Raw genomic sequence first — 19,128 nt, forward strand, 5'->3', positions numbered from 1 at the left:
TTGGTGCCCCTGTCCGCGTCTCCGTTCGTGGGCAGGGGCAACCGCATTTTCAACGAAGGGGAGCACACCGCCACATGATTTACGATTCGCTGATCGTCGGCGCGGGGCCGGGCGGCCTGTCCGCGGCCCTCTACATGGCGCGATTTCGCCGCTCGACACTGGTGCTGCACGACGGCATGGCGCGCGCGCTGCGCATCCCGACGACGCACAACGCGCCGGGCTTCAACGAGGGGGTGGCGGGGCCCGACCTCATCGACCGGATGACCTGTCACGCCGAGCTTTACGGCGCGACGCTGCATGAGGCGCACATCGCGAGCGCGCGGCATGACGGCGAGCTGTTCACGCTGACCGATGACGCGGGCGCGACCTATCAGGGGCGGTCGCTGATCCTGGCAACCGGTATCCGGCTCAACCAGATCGACATGCCGCAGGACATTCACGAAGCGGCGATCCGCGCGGCGGTGCTGCGATACTGCCCGGTGTGCGACGGGTTCGAACATATCGACAAGCGCATCGGCGTGATCGGCTGCGACACCGGGGGCGCGGCGGAAGCGCTGTTCCTGCGCCAGTACAGTGCGGACATCACCGTCGTCCCGCACCGCTTTCACGAGATGACCGCGGACGAACGCGCGGCGATGGACCAGGCGGGGATCACGGTGATCGCGACGCCGGTCGACCACTATGTCGCGACCAGCGATTCGATGGAGGTTCACCTCAAAGGGCTGCCCGAACCTCTGGTGTTCGACGTGGTCTATCCGGCGCTGGGGGTGTCGCCGCGGACGCGGCTGGCGGGGGAGCTTGGCCTTGCGCTCAACGACCGCGAGGAGGTCGAGGCGGGGGCGGTGTTCGAGACCAAGGTGCCCGGGCTCTACTGCGTCGGGGATATCGTCGACGGGCTCGACCAGATCAGCGTCGCCATGGGCCACGGCGCCATCGCGGCGACGAAAGCGCACAACTGGCTGCGCGAGCAGGACGTCCAAACGCTCGATGCGCTGACCGAGGAGGTCACGGTGCACGAAGGCAACACCGGCGTCGGCGCGGCTTGACGGCGCGCGCTACGAATCGGGCGACGCGGGTGACCTCGCGGGCGGGTTCGCACCCGCCGTCACCCTGAACTTGTCTCAGGCTCCATGACGCGCCCTCGGCTGGGGATGCTGAAATTGTTCGGCATTATGTAGCAAACGCACCAAGGCGCGGGCAAATGTATAGCCTCGCATTGATGGGCATCATCGCCTGCGATGCAATGCGCCTTCCGACTCCACAGCACGGCCGGGATCGGGCAAATAAGAGAATATGCGGAGAATCCAAAAGACCGATCAGGCCGCCAAAACCGTCGAATCGTGGTGGGCCCTTCTGTTTGGGGAAGGCGGTTTGGGCCACTCACTTATGCGGTGGGGCTGGCCTGTGATCGGCGGGACCGTTGGAGCGGTTGTGGCATCGGCAACAAGCTGGATTTCCGCGTTCGGTGTCGCTGGTTGGGCAGGAGCGGCAATTACCGGCGCGCTCCTATTTTTATTAGTCGGAATCGGAATAGAAACCTACCGTTTGCAACGGTTGAGGCGGCATATGTTAGCCGATAGCGGGAAAGCTGATGGTGACATTCGCCAGATCGCGCCTCAAGATATCCCCGTTAGCGTTGACTATGACGCGATAAAGGCAAAGCTCGAAGAACTGTTGAACGCTCGCCTTGCGCTCAATAACGATCACCCAACACAAGTTCACACCCGGCAAGTTGAACAAGCTTATAGAGACGCAGTCGTCGCGACTGGCGCTTTGACGTTTCTGCCAGGTTGGCTCGATGAAGTGATTACGAACATTGCTGCCATTGACAATCAATGGAAGGAATTGGAACTTTTCATTCAGAACAACGGCAAGCAGGCATCCGATCCTCTGGAGCTTCATCGGCGAGAGACGAAGTTATGGATTCCATATGAGGCTGTAAGTTGCATTTCGGCCTCTACGCGGTTGGACTATTTTGAGCAAGAACTTAGGCCGAATGAGGTGCCTTATCCTTTCCGAGGAAATATTGAGAGCGACGCTTTATACGAGCAATACAGGAGCTTAGCAGTAAGGTTCACGCAACGCCGAATGTTAATGGCGCGCGTCAGAGATACGCTTCAACGGGCTCTTGACGGCGCTTTGGCAGCCCAAACAGCGCCGGCGTATCAAGGAAATCAATGGATGAGCTTAATTCGAAATACGAATTGAAGAGCTCCCGATTGCCTCTAAGCATTGGATCAGGAACACTGCGGTGAGTTCGCGCGGGCGTCGGGTTCGCGTGGGTGCGGCGATCGCAGGGGAGTCCCGTCAAACCTTGCGGATGGTGACGCAGCCGGCGGAGTAGCCGGCGCCGAAGGAACAGATGAGGCCGAGGTCGCCCGAGACGAGGTCGTCGCTGTTTAAATGGAAGGCGATGATCGACCCGGCGCTCGACGTATTGGCGTAGGTGCCGAGCACGGTCGGGCTTTCGTCTTCGCTGGCTTCGTGGCCGAACACCTTTTGCGCGATCAGGCGGTTCATGTTGGCATTGGCCTGATGCAGCCAGATGCGGCGCAACTGTTCGCCCTTCAGCCCCAGCCGTTCGAGTTCGTCGAGGATCATCGCGCCGACCATCGGCACGACTTCCTTGAACACCTTGCGCCCCTCCTGAACGAACAGCTTGTCCGCGTCGTCGCGGCGGTCGGGGTCGGTGCGGTTGAGGAAACCGAAATTGTTGCGAATATTGTTGGAAAATTGCGTTTTGAGGCGGGTGCCGAGCACCTCCCAGCCGCGACCTTCGGCGCGTTCGGCGCTTTCGACCAGCACTGCTGTGGCGACGTCGCCGAAGATGAAATGGCTGTCACGGTCGCGCCAGTTGAGGTGGCCGGAAGTGATTTCCGGGCTGACCACCAGCACGCTGTCCGCGCTGCCCGAACGGACCATGTCGGCGGCGGTCTGGATGCCGAAGGTGGCCGACGAGCAGGCGACGTTCATGTCGAAGGCGAAGCCGTCGCGCCCGCTGTCGGCGGCGCCGATGCCGAGCGCGTCCTGGATCTCCACCGCCATCGCCGGATAGGGGCGCTGCATGTTGGAGGCCGCGCACAGCACCGCGTCGACATCGGCGGCCGAGCGGCCGGCGCGGTCGAGCGCGTCGCGCGCGGCGGTGACGCCGATTTCCGCCATCACGCTCAATTCGTCGTTGCCGCGTTCGAGGGCGCGCGGGCGCATTGTGGCGGGATCGAGCACTCCCGCCTTGTCGAGCACGTGGCGTGCGCGGATGCCGCTCGCCTTTTCGATGAAGCCGGTGCTCGAGGGTTCGAGGGGCGCGCGGGTGCCGGCGGCGATGGCGTCGGCGTGGACGGCGTTCTCCTGCTCCACCCAGGCGTTGAAGCTCGCCACCAGCTCTTCGTTCGAAATGCTGTCCGGGGGGGTGTAGAGGCCGGTGGCGCTGATGTGGACGCGGGTCATGCGCGTGCTTCTAGCGAAGCGCAGGGACGAGCGCGAGAGGGCGGGCGGACTACGGCGGCGACGGACTTACGCGGCGCGCTGGTGGACGACGACGCGGTTGCGGCCGCCGTTCTTGGCGGCGTAGAGCGCGGCGTCGGCCTCCCCCAGCAGCTGGTCGAGCCCGGCGAGCGGGTTGGCCGCGTCCTGCCGCGCGACGCCGACGCTGGCGGTCACCGGCACCGAGCGGCCGTCATGCTCCATCTCCAGCCGGGCGAGCGCTTCGCGCAACCGGTGGGCGAGCTCCACCCCGTCGCATCCGCGTGGCACGAGCACAGCGAATTCCTCGCCCCCCATGCGGACGACGGTGCCGTCGTTGGTGCTGTGTTCGATCGCCCGCGCGACGCGGCGCAGCACCTCGTCCCCGACGCTGTGGCCGTGGGTGTCGTTGATCGATTTGAAGTGGTCGAGGTCGATCATCACCACCGCGCCGATGCGGCCGTGGCGGTCGGCGATATCCTCCAGCGCGCGGCGGTTGGCGACGCCCGTCAGCGCGTCGCGATGGCTGCGATCGCGCGACCGGTGGGTGAGGTCGACGGTCAGCGCCATGGTCATCAGCAGCGCGCCGAGCAGGGCGGCGATGGCGACGAGCAGGTAGAAGAAATTCCAGTAGCTCGAAAACACCGGCGCGCTCGCGACCTCGGCCCCCATGGTCGATAGTTTGAGCGTCGCCGCCCGGCCGAGGTAGCTGAGCAGCGAGAGGAAGATGAACAGCGCAATCACGCGGTCGAGCGGGGTGCCGTTCCGCCGCCGCAGCCGGATCAGCGCCGGCACCAGCATCGCCGCCGCGGTCAGTGCGACGACCACGATCCGCTCCTCCGCAGCGCCGGCAAAGGTGGTCAGCGCGACCCCGACTCCGCCCAGCGCGATCACCGCCGCGGGGTAGCGCGAATCGAGCCGCTCGCCATGGCGGGCGAGGAAGGCGTTGCTGATCACCCACAGCGAAATCCAGTGCAGCGCGACCGCGACGAGGAAGCCGTAGCTCCAGGGAAAGGGGAACATCGGCGCGCGCATCATGTCGAGCGGGATGGCGACGATGCTGAGCGCGGAGCCGATCGCCGCCAGCCGCGCGGCGGGCAGCCGCTCCGCCCGCCAGATCCCGAAAAAGATCAGCGCGAACGCGACGTGCATCGCCGGCAGAAGATAGAAAAAACCCTGTGCCCTCATCCCGATAATCGATCTAGCGCGGGCTACGGCGGCTGTCATGCGAGGTAACGAACGCGCCGCGTCACTGCGCCGCGCGGCGGTTCGCGCTGTCCTACAACGCGCCGCTCCACCCATTGCCCCGTTCCGAGGGCGAAGTGGGGGAGTGGGATGAGCGACAGCGCAGCCGGTGATGAGCGACCGCCGCATCCGCGCACACGATTCGGGCCGCAGCGGCAGGCGCTGTTCCTCGAAGCGCTGGCGGAGACGAGCAATGTCGCGCGATCGGCGCGGGCGGCGGGGATCGGCCTCGCCACCGTGTGGCGCTGTCGCCGCGACCGGCCGGGCTTTGCCCGCGCGTGGGACGACGCGCTCGACCAGGGGCTCGCCGACCTCCACGCGCGGCTGATCGAGCGGGCGCGGTTCGGGACGGTCGAGGAGCAGACCACCTCGAAAGAGGGCGAAACCCAGCGCCGCACGACGCGCAAGGCCGACGACGCGCTCGCCCGCTGGCTGCTGGCGCGGCGGGCCGAGGACCGCGCGACGCTTGCCGCGGCGCGCGACGCGGCGGTGAGCGCGGATTATGACGAGGCGGCGCTGCGCCAGCGGGTGGTGGCGGCGATGGCGGCGCTGCGCACGGGCGAGCTCAGCGAAGCCGAGCTGGCGGACGCCGCGGCGCTCGACGCAGCGGTCGAGGAGCGCAAGGCGGAGATCGAGCGGAGCTGCATCGCGCAGGTGCTCGACGGGCTGAACTCCAGCGAGCGCGCGGTGGTCGACGCGGCGCTGTCGGTGCGCGACCGCGCCGAACTGGGGCGCGCGTGGAGCATCGTGGCGCGGCCCGAACAGCGCCCGCCCGCGGGCGACTGGAGCTGCTGGCTGCTGATGGCCGGGCGCGGCTTTGGCAAGACGCGCAGCGGGGCGGAGTGGATCGACGCCGCCGCGCGCGCGACGCCGCGGCTGCAGATCGCGCTGGTGGGCGCCACGCTCGACGATGCGCGGCGGGTGATGATCGAAGGCGAGAGCGGCCTCCTCTCCTGCGCGCGCGGGCGGACCGCGCCGGTGTGGGCGCCGTCGCTGAAGGCGCTGACCTGGCCCAACGGGTCGATCGCGCGCGTCTATTCGGCGGCGGACCCCGAAAGCCTGCGCGGCCCGGCGCATCACATCGCCTGGGTCGACGAACTCGCGCGTTGGGAAGCGGGGGGCGGGCGCGAGGGCGGCTCGCTCGACCCGCGCAGCGCGGGGCAGGCGGCGCTCGACAACCTCATCATGGGCTTGCGGCTGGGGGAGCGACCGCGGCTGGTCGCGACGACGACCCCGCGGCCGGTGCCTATCCTCAAGCAGCTGATGGCGCGGGCGGGAACGGTGGTGACGCGCGGCAGCACCGCGGACAATGCGGCGAACCTGCCGGCGGCGTTCATCGCCGATATGCGCGCCACCTATGGCGACACGCTGCTCGCGCGGCAGGAGCTGCTGGGTGAGCTGATCGAGGACGCGCCCGACGCGCTGTGGCCGCGCGCAGGCATCGAGGCGACGCGGGTGGCGGCGGTCGGGCCTGCGGATGCGGCGCGCTTCGAGCGCATCGTCATCGGCGTCGACCCGCCCGCGAGCGATCGCGGCGATGCCTGCGGGATCATTGTGTGCGGGATGCTGCGGGGCGAGGCCGAGGGGGCGGGGGAGGGTCCGCGCTACCTCGTGCTCGAGGATGCCAGCGTGGAGCGCGCGTCGCCCGAACGTTGGGCGAACGCGGTGGCGGCGGCGGCGGCGCGCTGGGCCGCGGACTGCGTGGTGGCGGAGGCGAATAACGGCGGGGCGATGGTCGGATCGGTGCTCGCCGCCGCCGACGCCGCGCTGCCGCTGCGACTGGTCCACGCCAGCCGCGGCAAGCACGCCCGCGCCGAGCCGATCGCGCTCAAATGGGCCAACGGCGAAGCGGGCTGCGCCGGCGTCCACGCGCGACTGGAGGACGAAATGTCGGGATTTTGCGGGCACGGCGGCTGGATCGGCCCCGGCCGCTCCCCCGACCGCGCCGACGCGATGGTGTGGGCGATGACCTCTTTGATCGGCGGCGCGCGCACCGCCCCGCGCGTGCGGCGACTTTGAGCGCATCAGCGGCAAGGCATAAGGAACCGATATGGCACAAACTCTGGCACAGCGCATGCGGCAATGGTTCGCCAAGGAGGAGCGGCTGCCGCTCGGCGTGAATGTGGCGACGGGGGCACCGAGCGCGTGGTGGCGCGGCGGGGACGAGCCCGCGCCGCTGCCGGTGAGCTATGCCGGGCGGGTGGCGGCGGCGGTCGACACCAACCCCATCGCCGCGCGGGCGGTGCGGCTGATCGGCGAGGCGCTGGCGGCGGCGCCGTTGCGCGTCGACGCCGACGATGCGGCCCTGGCGACGCGGGTGCGCTCGCTGGTGCGCGCGTCGAGCGGCGGGCAGACGCTGATCGAAAGCCTGGCGCAGGCGCTGCTGCTGCACGGCGATGCGTGGCTGCAGCTGATCGACCGCGGCGATGGGACGCTGGCGGAGCTGTTCGCGCTGCGGCCGGACCGCATGACGCTGGTCACCGGCGACGATGGCTGGCCGTTTGCCGCGGATTACCGGGTGGGCGATGGCCGCGTGACCGACGCGCGTCGCGTCCGGCGGCTGCTGATCGAGGATGCGCGGGGGCGCCCAAACCTCGTCCACCTCAAGGTCGGGCATCCGGCGCGCGACCATGACGGGGCGGGGGCGCTCAACGCGGCCGGCGCCGCCATCGCGCTCCACAACAGCGCGTCGCGCTGGAATCGCGCGCTGATCGACAATGCCGCGCGCCCGTCGGGGGCGCTGGTGCATGAAGGCGGCGCAGGCGTCCCGCTCGGCGACGCGCAGTTCGAGCGGCTCAAGGCGGAGATGGCGGCGCAATTCCAGGGCGCGGCCAACGCGGGACGCCCGCTGCTGCTCGACGGCGGGCTCCGGTGGCAGGCGATCAGCCTGACCCCGGCGGAGATGGACTTCGCCGCGCTGAAGGACGCGGCGGCGCGCGACATCGCCTGCGCCTTCGGGGTGCCGCCGATGCTGCTCGGCGTGCCGGGCGATGCGACCTACGCCAATTATGCGCAGGCGATGAAGGCGCTGTGGCGGCACACGCTGCTGCCGATGGCGGGGCGCATCCTTGGCGGGATCAACGAAGGACTCGCCGGCTGGGGGATCGCGGCGCGGGTGGCGGTCGACCTCGATGCGGTGCCCGAGCTCAGCGAAGACCGCGCGCGGCTGTGGGAAATGGTCGGCGCGGCAGATTTTCTGACGGCGGCGGAAAAGCGTGCGGCGCTCGGCCTCGGCACGCCAGACGACGAACCGCAACGGTGAAGAGGAGGAGAAAGCGATGACCGATCGGGAGATCGAGGCGCTGTGCCAGGCGGCGGCGACGGCGGGGGCGGAGCGCGCGCTGGCCGCGCTGGGGCTGGGCGACGCCGATGCGCGCGATGACGTGCGCGAACTGCGCGAGCTGCTCGGCGCGTGGCGCGATGCCAAGACGAGCGCGTGGAAGGCGACGGTGGACTGGCTGGTGCGCGGCACGCTCGCGCTGCTGCTGGTCGGGATTGCGCTCAAGATGGGGTTCGGCGCTTGGGTGCGCTGACCGCAACGCTCCGGTTCGAGGGGCACGCGGCGCTGTTCGACGTGCGCGATCGCGGCGGGGATGTGATCCGGGGCGGGGCGTTCGGCGATGCCGCCGCGCCGCTGCCGCTGCTGTGGCAGCACGACCCGCTTCGCCGCATCGGCACGGTCGAGGCGGTGGCGGAGGATGCCGCGGGGCTGCGCGTCACCGGGGTGGTCGACGGGGCGAGCGGCTGTTCGCGCGAGGTGGCGGCGCTGCTGCGCGAAGGAGCGGTGGACGGCCTCTCCTTTGGCTACCGCGTGATCGCCGCCGCGCCGGGCGCGAACCCAGGCCCCGGCGGTGCGCCGACGCGGGAGCTGACGCGGCTGGCGGTGGTCGAGGTGAGCATCGTCACCCGCCCGATGCAACCCGCCGCGCGGATCGAACGACTGCTCGGGTGACGCTACGCCAGCGACGCGCAAAACGCTGTCCTACAACCCCGCGATGCAACCAGATCGGCACATCAGCCAGGGAGAATCAGATTGATGCTCGAAGTCAAAGCCGCCGGCGTCTCCGGCGCCAACGCCCCCGCCGCCGTCACCGCCGCGCCGTCGGTCAGCGATGAGCTGGCGGCGTTGCGCACGCGGGTCGATGCGTTGTCGGCGCAGCGGAGCCGGCCGCCGCTCGACGGCGTGAAATCGGCAGACAGCGCGACGCGCGACGCCTTTGTCGACCGCTACCTGCGGCGTGGGAGCGATGTCGGGGTGGAGCTGAAAAGCGTCACCGGCATGACCGGCGCGGAGGGTGGCTTCGCCGTCCCGCGTGAGATTGACGCGGTGATCGGGGCAACGCTGAAAGCGATTTCGCCGATCCGCGCAATCGCCAATGTGGTTCGCACCGGCAGTGCAGGCTACCGCAAGCTGGTGACTCTGGGCGGGACGCCGTCGGGCTGGGCGAGCGAGGTCGCACCGCGGCCGATGACCGGCACCCCGAGCTTTGTCGAAGTGGCCCCGCCGACCGGCGACCTCTACGCCAACCCCGCCGCGAGCCAGGCAATGCTCGACGATGCGGCGTTCGACGTGGAAGGCTGGCTCGCCGACGAGATCGCGCGCGAGTTCGCGCGGGCGGAGGGCGCGGCGTTCGTCGCCGGGAGCGGGGTCAACCAGCCCAAGGGTTTCGTCACCTACGCGACGTCGGCGGACGGCGACGCGACGCGGGCGTTCGGGACGCTGCAGCATGTCGCGTCGGGCGCGGCGGGCAGTCTCGCCAGCGCGTCGCCGCAGGACCGGCTGATCGACCTCGTCCACAGCCTCAAGGCGCCGTATCGCCAGGGGGCGGTGTTCGTGATGTCGAGCGATACGCTCGCACGCGTCCGGAAGATGAAGACCAGCGACGGGCAGTTTCTGTGGAGCCCGGGCCTTAGCGAAGGGCGGGCGGACACGCTGCTCGGTTTTCCGGTGGTGGAGGCGGAGGAGATGCCGGCGATCGCGGCGGACAGCCTGTCGATCGCGTTCGGCAACTTCGCCGCGGGCTATGTCATCGCCGATCGGGGGGAGACGGCGATCCTGCGCGATCCGTACACCAACAAGCCGTTCGTCCACTTCTACGCGACGCGGCGCGTGGGCGGCGCGGTGGTCAACAGCGAGGCGATCAAGCTGATGCGCTTCAGCGCCAGCTAAGCGCGGCGGGCGGGCGGGCGGTCGCGAGCCGCTCGCCCGCGTCGCGGCGCGAACCGGACTGGCGATCTTCGTCGGACGTAAACCAACCAAAACGGCAAAGGGGGGGCGCATGACGCTCGATCAGGGGACGGTGCCGCATGCCGCACCGCTCGCCGAACTGCGCGCGTGGCTGCGTGCGCCGGTGGGCGACGGCAGCCGCGCCGACGACAAGGACGCCGATGCGATCGTGGCGGCGCTCCACGCCGCATCGGAGCAGGTCGAGGCGCTGCTCGGACGCGCGCTGTTGGCGCGCGGCGTGACCGAAAGGCGCGGGGTGACGGGCGGTTGGCAGCGGCTCGCCACGCAGCCGGTGCGGGCGATCACGGCGGTGGAGCGCGTGGCGGCGGACGGGACGCGCGCGGCGTTGCCGATGACGAGCTACGCCATCGAGATCGACGATGCGGGCGCGGGCTGGGTGCGGATCGCGGACACGAGCGTCGCCGGGCGGGTGGCGGTGACGCTGGTCGCAGGGATGGCGGAGCGCGCGGAGGACCTGCCCGCCGCCATCCGTCAGGCGGTGGTGTTGCAGGCGGCGACGCTGCTCGACGCGCGCGACGGTGCGGAGGCGCGGCGCGCGATCGACCCGGCGGCGGCAGGGCTGCTCGCGCCGTGGCGGAGGGCGCGGCTGTGAGCGGGGGCGAGACGATCGCGTCGGCGTGGAGCGCGATGCTGCGCGACACGCTGCGCCACGCGCCGGGGGTCGCGGGGCGGGTGGCGTTCGGTGATGCGAGCGGACGCGCGGGCGTCCCCGTGCTCACCCTCTCAGCCGTGGAGGCGAAACCGTGGCACGCGGCGGAGCGACCGGGGCGCGAGCTACGCGCGACGCTGACGCTGGCCGATCGCGGGGCGGCGGGGCGGCTCGAAGCCATCGTCGCAGCGGTCGAGGCGGCGGTGTTCGGCGCCCCGCGAACCGGGGCGGGCTGGGAAAGCGCAGGCGCGCGCGTGGTCGCGAGCCGCATCGGCCAGCGCAAGGACGGCGCGCGCGAGGCGCGGATCGATCTGCTGGCGCGGGCCTGGTCGGTGTGAGCACGACCCGCGCACTCGGACGACGGCGGCTTTTCAGGAAGGAACCAGGATGGTGATGGAAAAGGGCAGCGGGTTTCTGCTGCGGATCGCCGACGCGGGCGGTGCATATACGACGGTGGCCGGGCTGCGGACGACGCAGCTGTCGATCAACGGTGAGGCGGTCAACGTTACCAACAAGGGATCGGGCGGGTGGCGCGAGCTGCTGTCGGGGGCGGGGGTGCGGTCGGTCAGCATTGCCGGAGCGGGGGTGTTCACCGGCTCCAGTGCAGAGGCGGCGATCCAGGGTCATGCCCTCGCCGGGACGATCGCGCCCTATGAGGTGATGTTCGAGAGCGGCGCCAAGCTGCGCGGGCGATTCCTGGTGGCCCGGCTCGACCATGCGGGCGATTTCAACGGTGAGCGGCAATATACGCTGGCACTGGAAAGCTCCGGCGCGGTGGTGGGCGCGTGAGCGGGTCGGTGCGTGCCAACCCGGTTCGCGGCGAGACGGCGCTGGCGGGGGTGCTGCTGCGGCCGAGCTTCGGCGCGCTGGTCGCGGCGGAGGCGGAACTGGGATCGCTGTTCGCGCTGGTCGAGCGGGTCGCCGAGGGGCGGCTGACGCTGAACGAGGGCATCACGCTCGCCTGGGCGTGTCGTGTCGAACCGGTGCGGTTCACCTCGCGCGAGGCGTTCGCCGAAGCGGTGAGTGCGGGCGGGCTGGCGGCGCTGTCGCGGGCGCTGGCGCCGCTGCTCGCGGCGATCGTGCGCGGTGGGTGAGTTTGCCCGGCGCGCGGCGCGGCTGGCGGGGCTGATGGGCGCGCTGTTCGGTTGGCGGCCGGCGGAGTTCTGGGCGGCGACGCCCGCGGATGTGGCGGCCTTGGTCGACGCAGCGCGCGGGGATGAGGGCGCGGGCGCGGCGATGGACCGCGCGGGGCTGGCGCAGCTTGAGGCGGCGCTGACGGGAGAGCGGGGATGAGCGAGGAGAGGATCGACGTCGCGCTCGACCGCGAGGGCTTTGCTGGTGAGGTCGCGGCGATGCGTGCGACGCTGGAAGGCGTGCTTGGGGGCGCGGCGGACCGGGCGGGGCGCGGCATCGAAGGTGCGCTGCTGCGCGCCGCGCGGGGCGGCGCGGTGGGGTTCGAGGATCTGCGGCGCGTGGCGCTGGGGGTGTTCGACGACATTGCCCGCGCGGCGCTGCGACAGGGGCTGGCGTCGCTTGGGCTTGGCGGGCCCGGCAAGGGGCTCGGCGGCGGCGGCGGCGGGTTGCTCGGACTGGCGGCGGGGCTGCTCGGCGGGCTGGTCGGGGTCGGTGGGCGCGCGACGGGCGGGCCCGTCGCACCGGGCCAAGCCTATCGCGTGGGCGAGCGCGGACCGGAATGGTTCGTGCCGACCACCAGCGGGCGGGTCGAGACCGGCCTCGGCAGCGGGGCCCCGCGCGATGTGCGGATCACGGTCAACGTCGGCGGCGAGGCGGCGCGCGATCCCCAACGGTTCGCGGCGAGCGGGCGGCAGGTGGCGCTGGCGGTGAAGCGGGCGCTGGAGGGGTGAGAAGTTCCTTCGCCCTCCCCCCTGTGGGGAGGGTTCGGGGGATGAGGCTCGGGAGGATCTGCGGCGCGATGTCGCGATGGGTCTCCTCCGCTCGCAGACGCGAGCGGGCCCCCACCCCTGCCCCTCCCCACAAGGGGGAGGGGGATATTTGTCTGGGGACTGGCTTTGCCTTGTGGCTCGCCCCCTCACCCCCGGCCCCTCTCCCCGGGGGAGAGGGGAAGAAGAGGAGACGTTATGCCTTGGTATCTGGCGGCGCGTGAGGGCGTGGACCCGGCGCTCGATCGTGTGCGGGCGGTGCGCGACGTGAAGCGTTTTGCGGCGGAGGGGTGGACGGTCGATTTCCCTCGGCCGGCGATGGCGAGCGTGGTGACGACCGCGGCGGATGCGCTGCGGGTCGACGCGGCGTTTACCTCCCCGGACGAGCTGATCGGGCTGATCTGGGAGAGTGTCGATCGGTGGGACCATCCGCTGACCGCGCGGGCGACGTCGCGCAATTATCGGGGGTGCGTGCTCAGCTTTCGCTGGCGCTCGAGCGGGGTGACGCCGCTCGATGAGCGCAATGGGCCGGTGCTGACGATCGAGGGGCGCGATGCCGCAGGGGCGGCGCGGACCTGGTATGTGCGGCTGTGGAATTATGCGAGCGGCGCGCCCGAGGATGCGCGGGTGACGCTCGATTTCGATGCGCTCGCGGGTGGGTTCCTGCATCCCGACGAGGCGGAGCCGCTGCTCGCGGGCGACATCGACCGAATGTTCGTCAGCCTGACCCCGCCACGGCACGCCGACTTCGCGACGCGGCCGCACGAGGGCTGGGTGGAATTGTCGGGACTCGCCTGCGACGGGGCGGGGTCGGTGCTGAAGCGCGGCGATGCGCTGGTGCCGGCGTCGGCGCGCGGGATCGCGACCGGCTATGACGACCTCTACCACCTCACCCCCGCGCGGGTGTGGGGGATGATCGAGGCGCTCGGCTACGACGGGCCGACGGTGCATTATGTCGGCATGAGCCACTTTCCGGCGCTGGCGCGGGCGGGTGCGGCGTGGCTCGGCGGGGGCGAGGGCGAAGTGCTGAGCGGCCCGGCGCGGGCGTGGCACGTCGCGTTCGCGCAGGAAGCCGCGGCGCGCGGGCGGGAGGTCATTTTCTCGCTGAGCTTCGAGCTGTTTGCTGCGATGTGCCCGGCGGAATGGATGCAGCGCGCGGCCGATGGGGCGCCGGCGCTGACCGTGTGGGAGCCGCCGTCGGCGCTGCTTTCCCCCGCCAACCCGGACACGGTGGCGTGGCTAGGGCGGGTGATGGCGTCGCTCGCGCGGATCGCGCGCGATGCGGGGCTCAGCGTGAAGTTGCAGGTGGGCGAGCCGTGGTGGTGGGTGCAGCCGCAGACGGGCGCGCTGTGTGCCTATGATGCCGCGACGCGGGCGGTGCTGGCGGAGGCGCTGGTGCCGATCGAGGACCTGTCGGCGCCGATGAGCGCCGCGCAGATCGCGATGCTCGACCAGCTGGGCGTGCTGCTGAGCGAAGCGACGCGGGCGGTGCTCGACGCGGCGAAGGCGGCGGTGGCGCCGGCGGCGGTGGAGACGCACCTGCTCGCCTACCTCCCCAGCGTCGTCGATGCGCGGCGGCCGGAGCTGGTGCGCGCGAACCTGCCGGTGGGTTGGACGAGCCCGGCGTTCGATGTGTTGCAGCTCGAGGATTATGACGATGCGGCGCTGGGGCGCTTTGGCGCGAGTGCGGCCAATATTGCGGCGGCGGAGGCGCGGCTCGGCTACCCGCCGGCGCGGCAGCATTATTTCGCGGGCTTCGTGCTCCGCGGCGAGGATGCCGACCAATGGGCGGCGATCGAGGAGGCGGCGGCGCGGGCCGAAGCGCGCGGGGTCGCGGCGACGATCGTCTGGGCGCTGCCGCAGGTGGCGCGCGACGGCTTTACCGCATGGGCTCCGCCCGATCCCGATCCGACGCTGGAGGATGATGTGCTGCCCTTTGCCGATGTCGATTTTCCGCTGGCGCTCGGGCGCGAGGCGAGCGTCACCACCGAATTCTCCACTGCGATCGTCACCGGTCGGTCGGGGGCGGAGCAGCGCGGGGTCGAATGGGACGCGCCGCGGTTGAGCTTCGATGTCGGCGCAGGGGTGCGCGACGAGGCGGACGTAGCGGCGCTGGTCGCATTTTACCGCGCGCGGCGGGGGCCGGCGCAGGCGTTCCGCTTTCGCGACCCGCTCGATGCGGAGAGCGCGGCGGCGGGGGAGGTGCTGGGCGCCGGCGACGGGGTGCGCACGGACTTCGCGCTCGTGAAGCATTACCCCGGCGACGTCGCGCGGCGGATCACGCGGCCGGTGGGGTCGAGCGTGCGAGTGTGGCTTGGCGGGGTCGAGCAGGAGGACGGCTGGGTGCTGGGGGAGCGGGGCACGGTTGCGTTCGCGGTGGCGCCCTCTGCGGGGGTGGAGGTGCGCGCGGCGTTCGCGTTCGACGTGCCGGTGCGGTTCGCGGAGGACCGGCTGGAGGTCAGCCGCGCGACCTTCCTCGCGGGCGCGATCCCGGCGGTGCGGCTAGTCGAGGTGCGCGAGTGAACGGTTGAAGGACTTCTCCCCTCCCCCTTGTGGGGAGGGGCCGGGGGTGGGGGCCGAGCCGCGTCTGCGGCTCGATAAGGCCTGCGGCGCTGACCAAGAGTCTCTTCTGCTCGCGGACGCGAGCAGGACCCCCACCCCTACCCCTCCCCACAAGGGGGAGGGGGTGAGAGAAAGGGATCGAACGATGACCGCATGGCTTTCCGCGCCGTTGGTGCATCTTGCCTGGTGCTGGCGGCTGGCGCGGGGGGATGGCGTCGTGCTGGGGATGACGACGCACGATGCGCCGCTGCACTTCGGCGGGCTGACCTATCGCCCCGAGCCGGGAATCAAGCCCTCCGCCCTCCGCCAGCGGCGCGGCTTCGCGGGGGACAGCCTCGATGTCGAGGGCGCGCTGGCGAGCGCGGCGATCGCCGCGGGCGACCTCGTCGCGGGGCGCTGGAGCGGGGCGGCGGCGACGCTGTTCGTGGCCGACTGGAGCGATGCGGACGCTGCCCCGCTGCGGATCCTCGACGCGGTGGTGGGCGCGGTGACGACTGAGGGCGCGAGCTTCACCGCCGAGCTCGACGCGGATCGTGCGGCGCTCGATGCGCCCGCGGTGCCGCTGACCGCGAGCGGGTGCCGAGCGGAGCTGGGCGATGCGCTGTGCCGGGTGGACCTGGCGCCGCGGACGCATCGGCTGTCGGTGGCGGTGGTCGATGGGCTGGCGGTGACGCTCGGCGGGGCGGTGCCCGAGGGACTCACGCACGGGCGGCTGACGGTGCTCAGCGGGCGGGCGCGCGGGCTGGCCGCGCGAGTGGTGGCGCAGGAGGGCGCTCGGCTGTGGCTGAGCGGCGCGCTGTCCGGGCTGGCGCCTGGCGATGCGGTGCGGGTGAGCGAAGGCTGCGACCGCACCGCGGCGACGTGCAGCACGCGCTTTGCCAACATCGCCAATTTTCGCGGCGAACCGCATCTGCCGGGGATCGACCTGCTGACGCGGTTTCCGGGGGCATGAGCCGGGGGGAGCGGGCCGCCCACGCGGCGCTGGCGCTGGTCGGCGCGCGCTTTCGCCTCAACGGACGCGACGCGGCGCATGGGCTGGATTGCATCGGCGTGGTGCTGGCTGCGCTCGAAGCGGCGGGGGTGCGCGCGGAGGTGCCGCCGCGCCAGCGCTTTGGCGGGCCGGGGCTCGCGGCGGCGCGGGCGCTGGCGGCGACGCACGGGCTCGTGTGCGTGCCCGAGGCGGCGAGCGGCGATGTGCTGCTGGGCGAACTGGTGCCGGGGCGGTTTCACTGTGCCGTCGGGGTGCCCGGCGGGCGGGTCGAAGCGCACGCGTCGCTGCGGCGGGTGGTGCTGACGCCGGGCGCGGCCCCGCCTGAGCTGGAGGCCTGGCGGGTGGGGGCGTGACGCAACCGCTTCCCCCTCCCCGCAAGGGGGAGGGGGTTTTTGATAGGAGATACGAGGCATGGCGACGCTGGTGCTGGGCACGGTGGGGAGCCTGATCGGCGGGCCGGTCGGCGGCGCGATCGGGGCGATGCTGGGGCGCGCGGTGGACGGGCGGCTGTTCGCTCCGCCCGCCCGCGAAGGGCCGCGGCTCGACGAGCTGCGGGTGCAGACGTCGAGCTACGGCACGCCCATCCCCGCCATCTGGGGGCGGATGCGGGTGTCGGGGACGGTCATCTGGGCGAGCGAGATCGCCGAGCGGCGCGAGCAGTCGAGCGGCGGCAAGGGGCGCGCGTCGCAGGTCGATTACCGTTACAGCATCTCGATCGCGGTGGCGCTGTCGTCGCGGCCGGTCGCGGCGGTGCGGCGCGTGTGGGCGGAGGGGCAGCTGCTGGTCGGCGCGGACGGGCAGGCGACAAGTCCGGTGACGCTGCGCTTGCATCACGGTCACGAGGATCAGGCGGTCGACCCGCTGATCGCCGCAGCGGTGGGTGTGGCGGCGTGCCCGGCCTATCGCGGCATCGCTTATGTCGTGCTCGAGGATCTGGCGCTCGGGCCGTTCGGCAATCGGCTGCCGTCGCTGACGTTCGAGATGGAAGGCGAGGGTGACGCGCCGACGCTGGCGACGCCGCTGGTCGAGCGGTTGGGCGCTGCGGATGCGGACGCGCCGGCGGTGCAGGGCCTCGCGCTGACCGACCCCGACCTGTCCGCCCATGCCGAGCTGATCGCGCCGTTCGCGCCGCTGGAACGAGCGGCTGGCGCCGGCTGGCGGATCGGGGCGGACGCGCGCGCGCCGGTCTCGCTGAGCGAGGCGGCGGGGACGGTGGTGCGGCGCACGAGCGGCGCTCCGGCGCGTCCGCGCGCGCTGAGCGTCGACGTGTACGAGCCGGCGCGCGATTATCAGGCGGCGCGGGCGAGTGCGCCGGTGGTCGGCGGCGAGGGCGCGCCGCGCCGGATCGCGCTGCCCGCGGCGATGCCGCTCGGCACGGCGCAGGCGCTGGTAGAGGGCGAGGCGGCGCGGGCCGGCACGAACGCGCCCACCGAACGCTGGCCGCAGGGCTTTGCCGCGCTGGCGCTGGCGCCGGGGCGGGCGGTGCGCCTGTCCGACGGGTCGCTGCGCCATGTGCGCGAGCGCAACGTCGAGGGCGACGGCGTCGAACTGCTGCTCGAACATCCGCCGCTGCCCGTGCCGGCGCGCACGCTTCCCGCCGATCCCGGCACGCCGTGGCAGGCGCCCGATGCGAGCGCTGGCGAAGGCGTGCTGGCGATGGTGCGCGTGCCCGCCGGGGTCGGCGCGGCGGACGCGCCCCGGCTGCTGGTCGCGGCGGCGGGCAGCGGCGCGGGCTGGCGGCAGGGGGAGCTCGCGCTGGTAGCGTCGCCGGGCGCGCTCGAAACCGGGGTCGGGGCGGTTGCCGCCGCCGCGGTGGTCGGGCGCGTCGTCACGCTGCCGACGCCAGCGACAACGCTCGGCTGGGACGACGACAGCGCGGTCGAGGTCGAGCTGGCGGGCGAGCATATGGCGCTGACCGGCGCCGACGATGCGGCGTTGCTGGGCGGCGCGAACCTGATGGCCTGCGACGGCGAGCTGCTCCAGTTCGGGGTGGCGACGCCGCTGGGCGAGCAGCGCTGGCGGCTGACACGGTTGCTGCGCGGGCGCTTCGCCACCGAAGCCGACCAGCCTGGCGCCGGCGTGCTGCTGGTGCAGGACGCGGCGCTGGTGGCGCTGCCGATCGGAGATGCGCCGGGGGCGGTGGGCGGCGCCAGTGCCCTCGTCCTGCGACGCTGGGGCAGCGCGGAGGTTGCCCGCGAGGTGGGCGCAAGCGGCGAGGCGCACAACCTGCCGCTGGCGCCGGTGCATCTGCGCGCGGAGGCGCTCGACGATGGCGGGGCGGTGCTGCGCTGGACGCGGCGGTCGCGCGCCGGGTTCGGCTGGGGCGCGGATGAGGCGGCGCTTGAAGGCGGGGCGGTGGGCTGGCTGGTCACGCTCGGCGACGCAGCGCCGCTGCCGGTCGATGGACACGAGCTGCGGCTCGGCGCGGCGGCGGTGGCCGATCAGCGCGCCCGCGGGCCGCTCCGCCTGACCGTCCGCCAGACCGATTCGCGCGGACAATCGGCGCCCGCCAGCCGGACGCTGCGCCTCTGACACGCTCGTGATATTGCAGAAAAGGATTTGACCTCATGACCGACACCACCCCCCGCCTGTCGCTGCCGCTGCTCGTCCCCGGGCAGGCGCAGAAGGAGGTGACCGTCAACGACGCGCTGGCGACGATCGACGCGTTGCTCGTGCCGCGGGTCGAAGGCGTCGTGGACGCCCCGCCCGCCGCCGCCGAACCCGGGCAGAGCTGGTGCGTCGGGGGCGCACCGAGCGGCGGCTTCGCCGGGCAGGCGGGCGCGCTGGCGCTGCGGATCGCCGGGGGGTGGCGGTTTGCCCAGCTGCCGGTGGGGACGACGCTCCCCGCTGCCGACGGTCTGCGCTGGACGCGCGGTTCGAGCGGGTGGCAGCGCCCGCCGCTCTACACCGCGCCGCCGGCTCCCGCTGCCGGGGAGGTGCAGGACATCGGCGCGCGCGGGGCCCTGTCGATCCTCGCTCAGGCGATGGCAGGGGCCGGGCTGATCCGGCTCGACTGAGGCCGTCGCGCCGGTCACGGCACCGTTGCATGAAGGCAACAGTCGCAAGTTTC

20 protein-coding genes are annotated in these 19,128 nt (G+C 71.9%); 18 read left to right on the forward strand and 2 right to left on the reverse strand.

Annotated elements, in window-relative coordinates; genetic code table 11:
* The first annotated feature begins 74 nt into the window (after nucleotides 1–74).
* Nucleotides 75–1,046 (forward strand): NAD(P)/FAD-dependent oxidoreductase, encoded by a 972-nt coding sequence (locus ACRYJK_RS11070; RefSeq protein WP_482667642.1) that lies wholly within the window; start codon nucleotides 75–77, stop codon nucleotides 1,044–1,046.
* A 385-nt stretch (nucleotides 1,047–1,431) separates the two neighbouring features.
* Entirely contained in the window at nucleotides 1,432–2,208 is a 777-nt protein-coding gene (locus ACRYJK_RS11075; protein ID WP_482667643.1) for a hypothetical protein, read from the forward strand.
* A 99-nt stretch (nucleotides 2,209–2,307) separates the two neighbouring features.
* Here the strand turns inward: ACRYJK_RS11075 and ACRYJK_RS11080 are convergent, their stop codons facing one another.
* Both ACRYJK_RS11080 and ACRYJK_RS11085 read right to left on the reverse strand, forming a co-directional pair.
* Nucleotides 2,308–3,447, reverse strand: a complete 1,140-nt coding sequence (locus tag ACRYJK_RS11080) for a beta-ketoacyl-ACP synthase III (RefSeq protein ID WP_482667644.1) — start codon at nucleotides 3,445–3,447, stop codon at nucleotides 2,308–2,310.
* A gap of 66 nt (nucleotides 3,448–3,513) precedes the next feature.
* The gene (locus tag ACRYJK_RS11085) at nucleotides 3,514–4,650 is read right to left on the reverse strand and encodes a GGDEF domain-containing protein (RefSeq protein WP_482667645.1); all 1,137 of its coding nucleotides are present in this window, start codon (nucleotides 4,648–4,650) and stop codon (nucleotides 3,514–3,516) included.
* A 147-nt stretch (nucleotides 4,651–4,797) separates the two neighbouring features.
* Between ACRYJK_RS11085 and ACRYJK_RS11090 the strand changes: the two genes are divergently transcribed.
* The 16 genes from ACRYJK_RS11090 (at nucleotide 4,798) to ACRYJK_RS11165 (ending at nucleotide 19,075) form a co-directional block, all read left to right on the forward strand.
* On the forward strand, nucleotides 4,798–6,726 hold the full coding sequence (locus ACRYJK_RS11090; RefSeq protein WP_482667646.1) for a terminase large subunit domain-containing protein: 1,929 nt from the start codon (nucleotides 4,798–4,800) through the stop codon (nucleotides 6,724–6,726).
* Nucleotides 6,727–6,757: 31 nt separating this feature from the next.
* Nucleotides 6,758–7,969 (forward strand): phage portal protein, encoded by a 1,212-nt coding sequence (locus tag ACRYJK_RS11095; protein ID WP_482667647.1) that lies wholly within the window; start codon nucleotides 6,758–6,760, stop codon nucleotides 7,967–7,969.
* Nucleotides 7,970–7,985: 16 nt separating this feature from the next.
* Nucleotides 7,986–8,240, forward strand: a complete 255-nt coding sequence (locus ACRYJK_RS11100) for a DUF6127 family protein (protein WP_482667648.1) — start codon at nucleotides 7,986–7,988, stop codon at nucleotides 8,238–8,240.
* Nucleotides 8,228–8,659, forward strand: a complete 432-nt coding sequence (locus ACRYJK_RS11105; protein ID WP_482667649.1) for an HK97 family phage prohead protease — start codon at nucleotides 8,228–8,230, stop codon at nucleotides 8,657–8,659. Before ACRYJK_RS11100 ends, ACRYJK_RS11105 begins: the two co-directional genes overlap by 13 nt.
* 84 nt (nucleotides 8,660–8,743) lie before the next feature.
* On the forward strand, nucleotides 8,744–9,877 hold the full coding sequence (locus ACRYJK_RS11110) for a phage major capsid protein (protein WP_482667650.1): 1,134 nt from the start codon (nucleotides 8,744–8,746) through the stop codon (nucleotides 9,875–9,877).
* 109 nt (nucleotides 9,878–9,986) lie between these two features.
* Complete coding sequence (locus ACRYJK_RS11115; protein WP_482667651.1) at nucleotides 9,987–10,547, forward strand: head-tail connector protein; 561 nt, start codon at nucleotides 9,987–9,989, stop codon at nucleotides 10,545–10,547.
* Nucleotides 10,544–10,942, forward strand: a complete 399-nt coding sequence (gp17, locus tag ACRYJK_RS11120) for a tail completion protein gp17 (protein WP_482667652.1) — start codon at nucleotides 10,544–10,546, stop codon at nucleotides 10,940–10,942. Before ACRYJK_RS11115 ends, gp17 begins: the two co-directional genes overlap by 4 nt.
* 49 nt (nucleotides 10,943–10,991) lie before the next feature.
* Complete coding sequence (locus ACRYJK_RS11125) at nucleotides 10,992–11,393, forward strand: phage tail tube protein (protein WP_482667653.1); 402 nt, start codon at nucleotides 10,992–10,994, stop codon at nucleotides 11,391–11,393.
* Nucleotides 11,390–11,698: a GTA-gp10 family protein gene (locus ACRYJK_RS11130; RefSeq protein WP_482667654.1), complete on the forward strand. Its 309-nt coding sequence runs from the start codon at nucleotides 11,390–11,392 to the stop codon at nucleotides 11,696–11,698. Before ACRYJK_RS11125 ends, ACRYJK_RS11130 begins: the two co-directional genes overlap by 4 nt.
* Nucleotides 11,691–11,897 (forward strand): phage tail assembly chaperone, encoded by a 207-nt coding sequence (locus ACRYJK_RS11135; RefSeq protein ID WP_482667655.1) that lies wholly within the window; start codon nucleotides 11,691–11,693, stop codon nucleotides 11,895–11,897. Before ACRYJK_RS11130 ends, ACRYJK_RS11135 begins: the two co-directional genes overlap by 8 nt.
* Nucleotides 11,894–12,469, forward strand: coding sequence for a tail tape measure protein (locus ACRYJK_RS11140; protein WP_482667656.1), 576 nt, complete (start codon nucleotides 11,894–11,896; stop codon nucleotides 12,467–12,469). Before ACRYJK_RS11135 ends, ACRYJK_RS11140 begins: the two co-directional genes overlap by 4 nt.
* A gap of 234 nt (nucleotides 12,470–12,703) precedes the next feature.
* Nucleotides 12,704–15,028, forward strand: coding sequence for a phage distal tail protein, Rcc01695 family (locus ACRYJK_RS11145; protein WP_482667657.1), 2,325 nt, complete (start codon nucleotides 12,704–12,706; stop codon nucleotides 15,026–15,028).
* Between the two features lie 184 nt (nucleotides 15,029–15,212).
* Nucleotides 15,213–16,019: a DUF2163 domain-containing protein gene (locus tag ACRYJK_RS11150; RefSeq protein WP_482667658.1), complete on the forward strand. Its 807-nt coding sequence runs from the start codon at nucleotides 15,213–15,215 to the stop codon at nucleotides 16,017–16,019.
* Nucleotides 16,016–16,411 carry a peptidoglycan endopeptidase gene (locus tag ACRYJK_RS11155; RefSeq protein ID WP_482667659.1) on the forward strand — a complete coding sequence of 132 codons (396 nt, stop codon included), beginning with the start codon at nucleotides 16,016–16,018 and terminating at the stop codon, nucleotides 16,409–16,411. Before ACRYJK_RS11150 ends, ACRYJK_RS11155 begins: the two co-directional genes overlap by 4 nt.
* Before the next feature lie 58 nt (nucleotides 16,412–16,469).
* Entirely contained in the window at nucleotides 16,470–18,590 is a 2,121-nt protein-coding gene (locus ACRYJK_RS11160; protein WP_482667660.1) for a GTA baseplate fiber-binding domain-containing protein, read from the forward strand.
* Nucleotides 18,591–18,625: 35 nt separating this feature from the next.
* Nucleotides 18,626–19,075 carry a DUF2793 domain-containing protein gene (locus ACRYJK_RS11165; protein ID WP_482667661.1) on the forward strand — a complete coding sequence of 150 codons (450 nt, stop codon included), beginning with the start codon at nucleotides 18,626–18,628 and terminating at the stop codon, nucleotides 19,073–19,075.
* Nucleotides 19,076–19,128: the final 53 nt, after the last annotated feature.

The organism is Sphingomonas sp. BLHR8 (assembly GCF_056821725.1).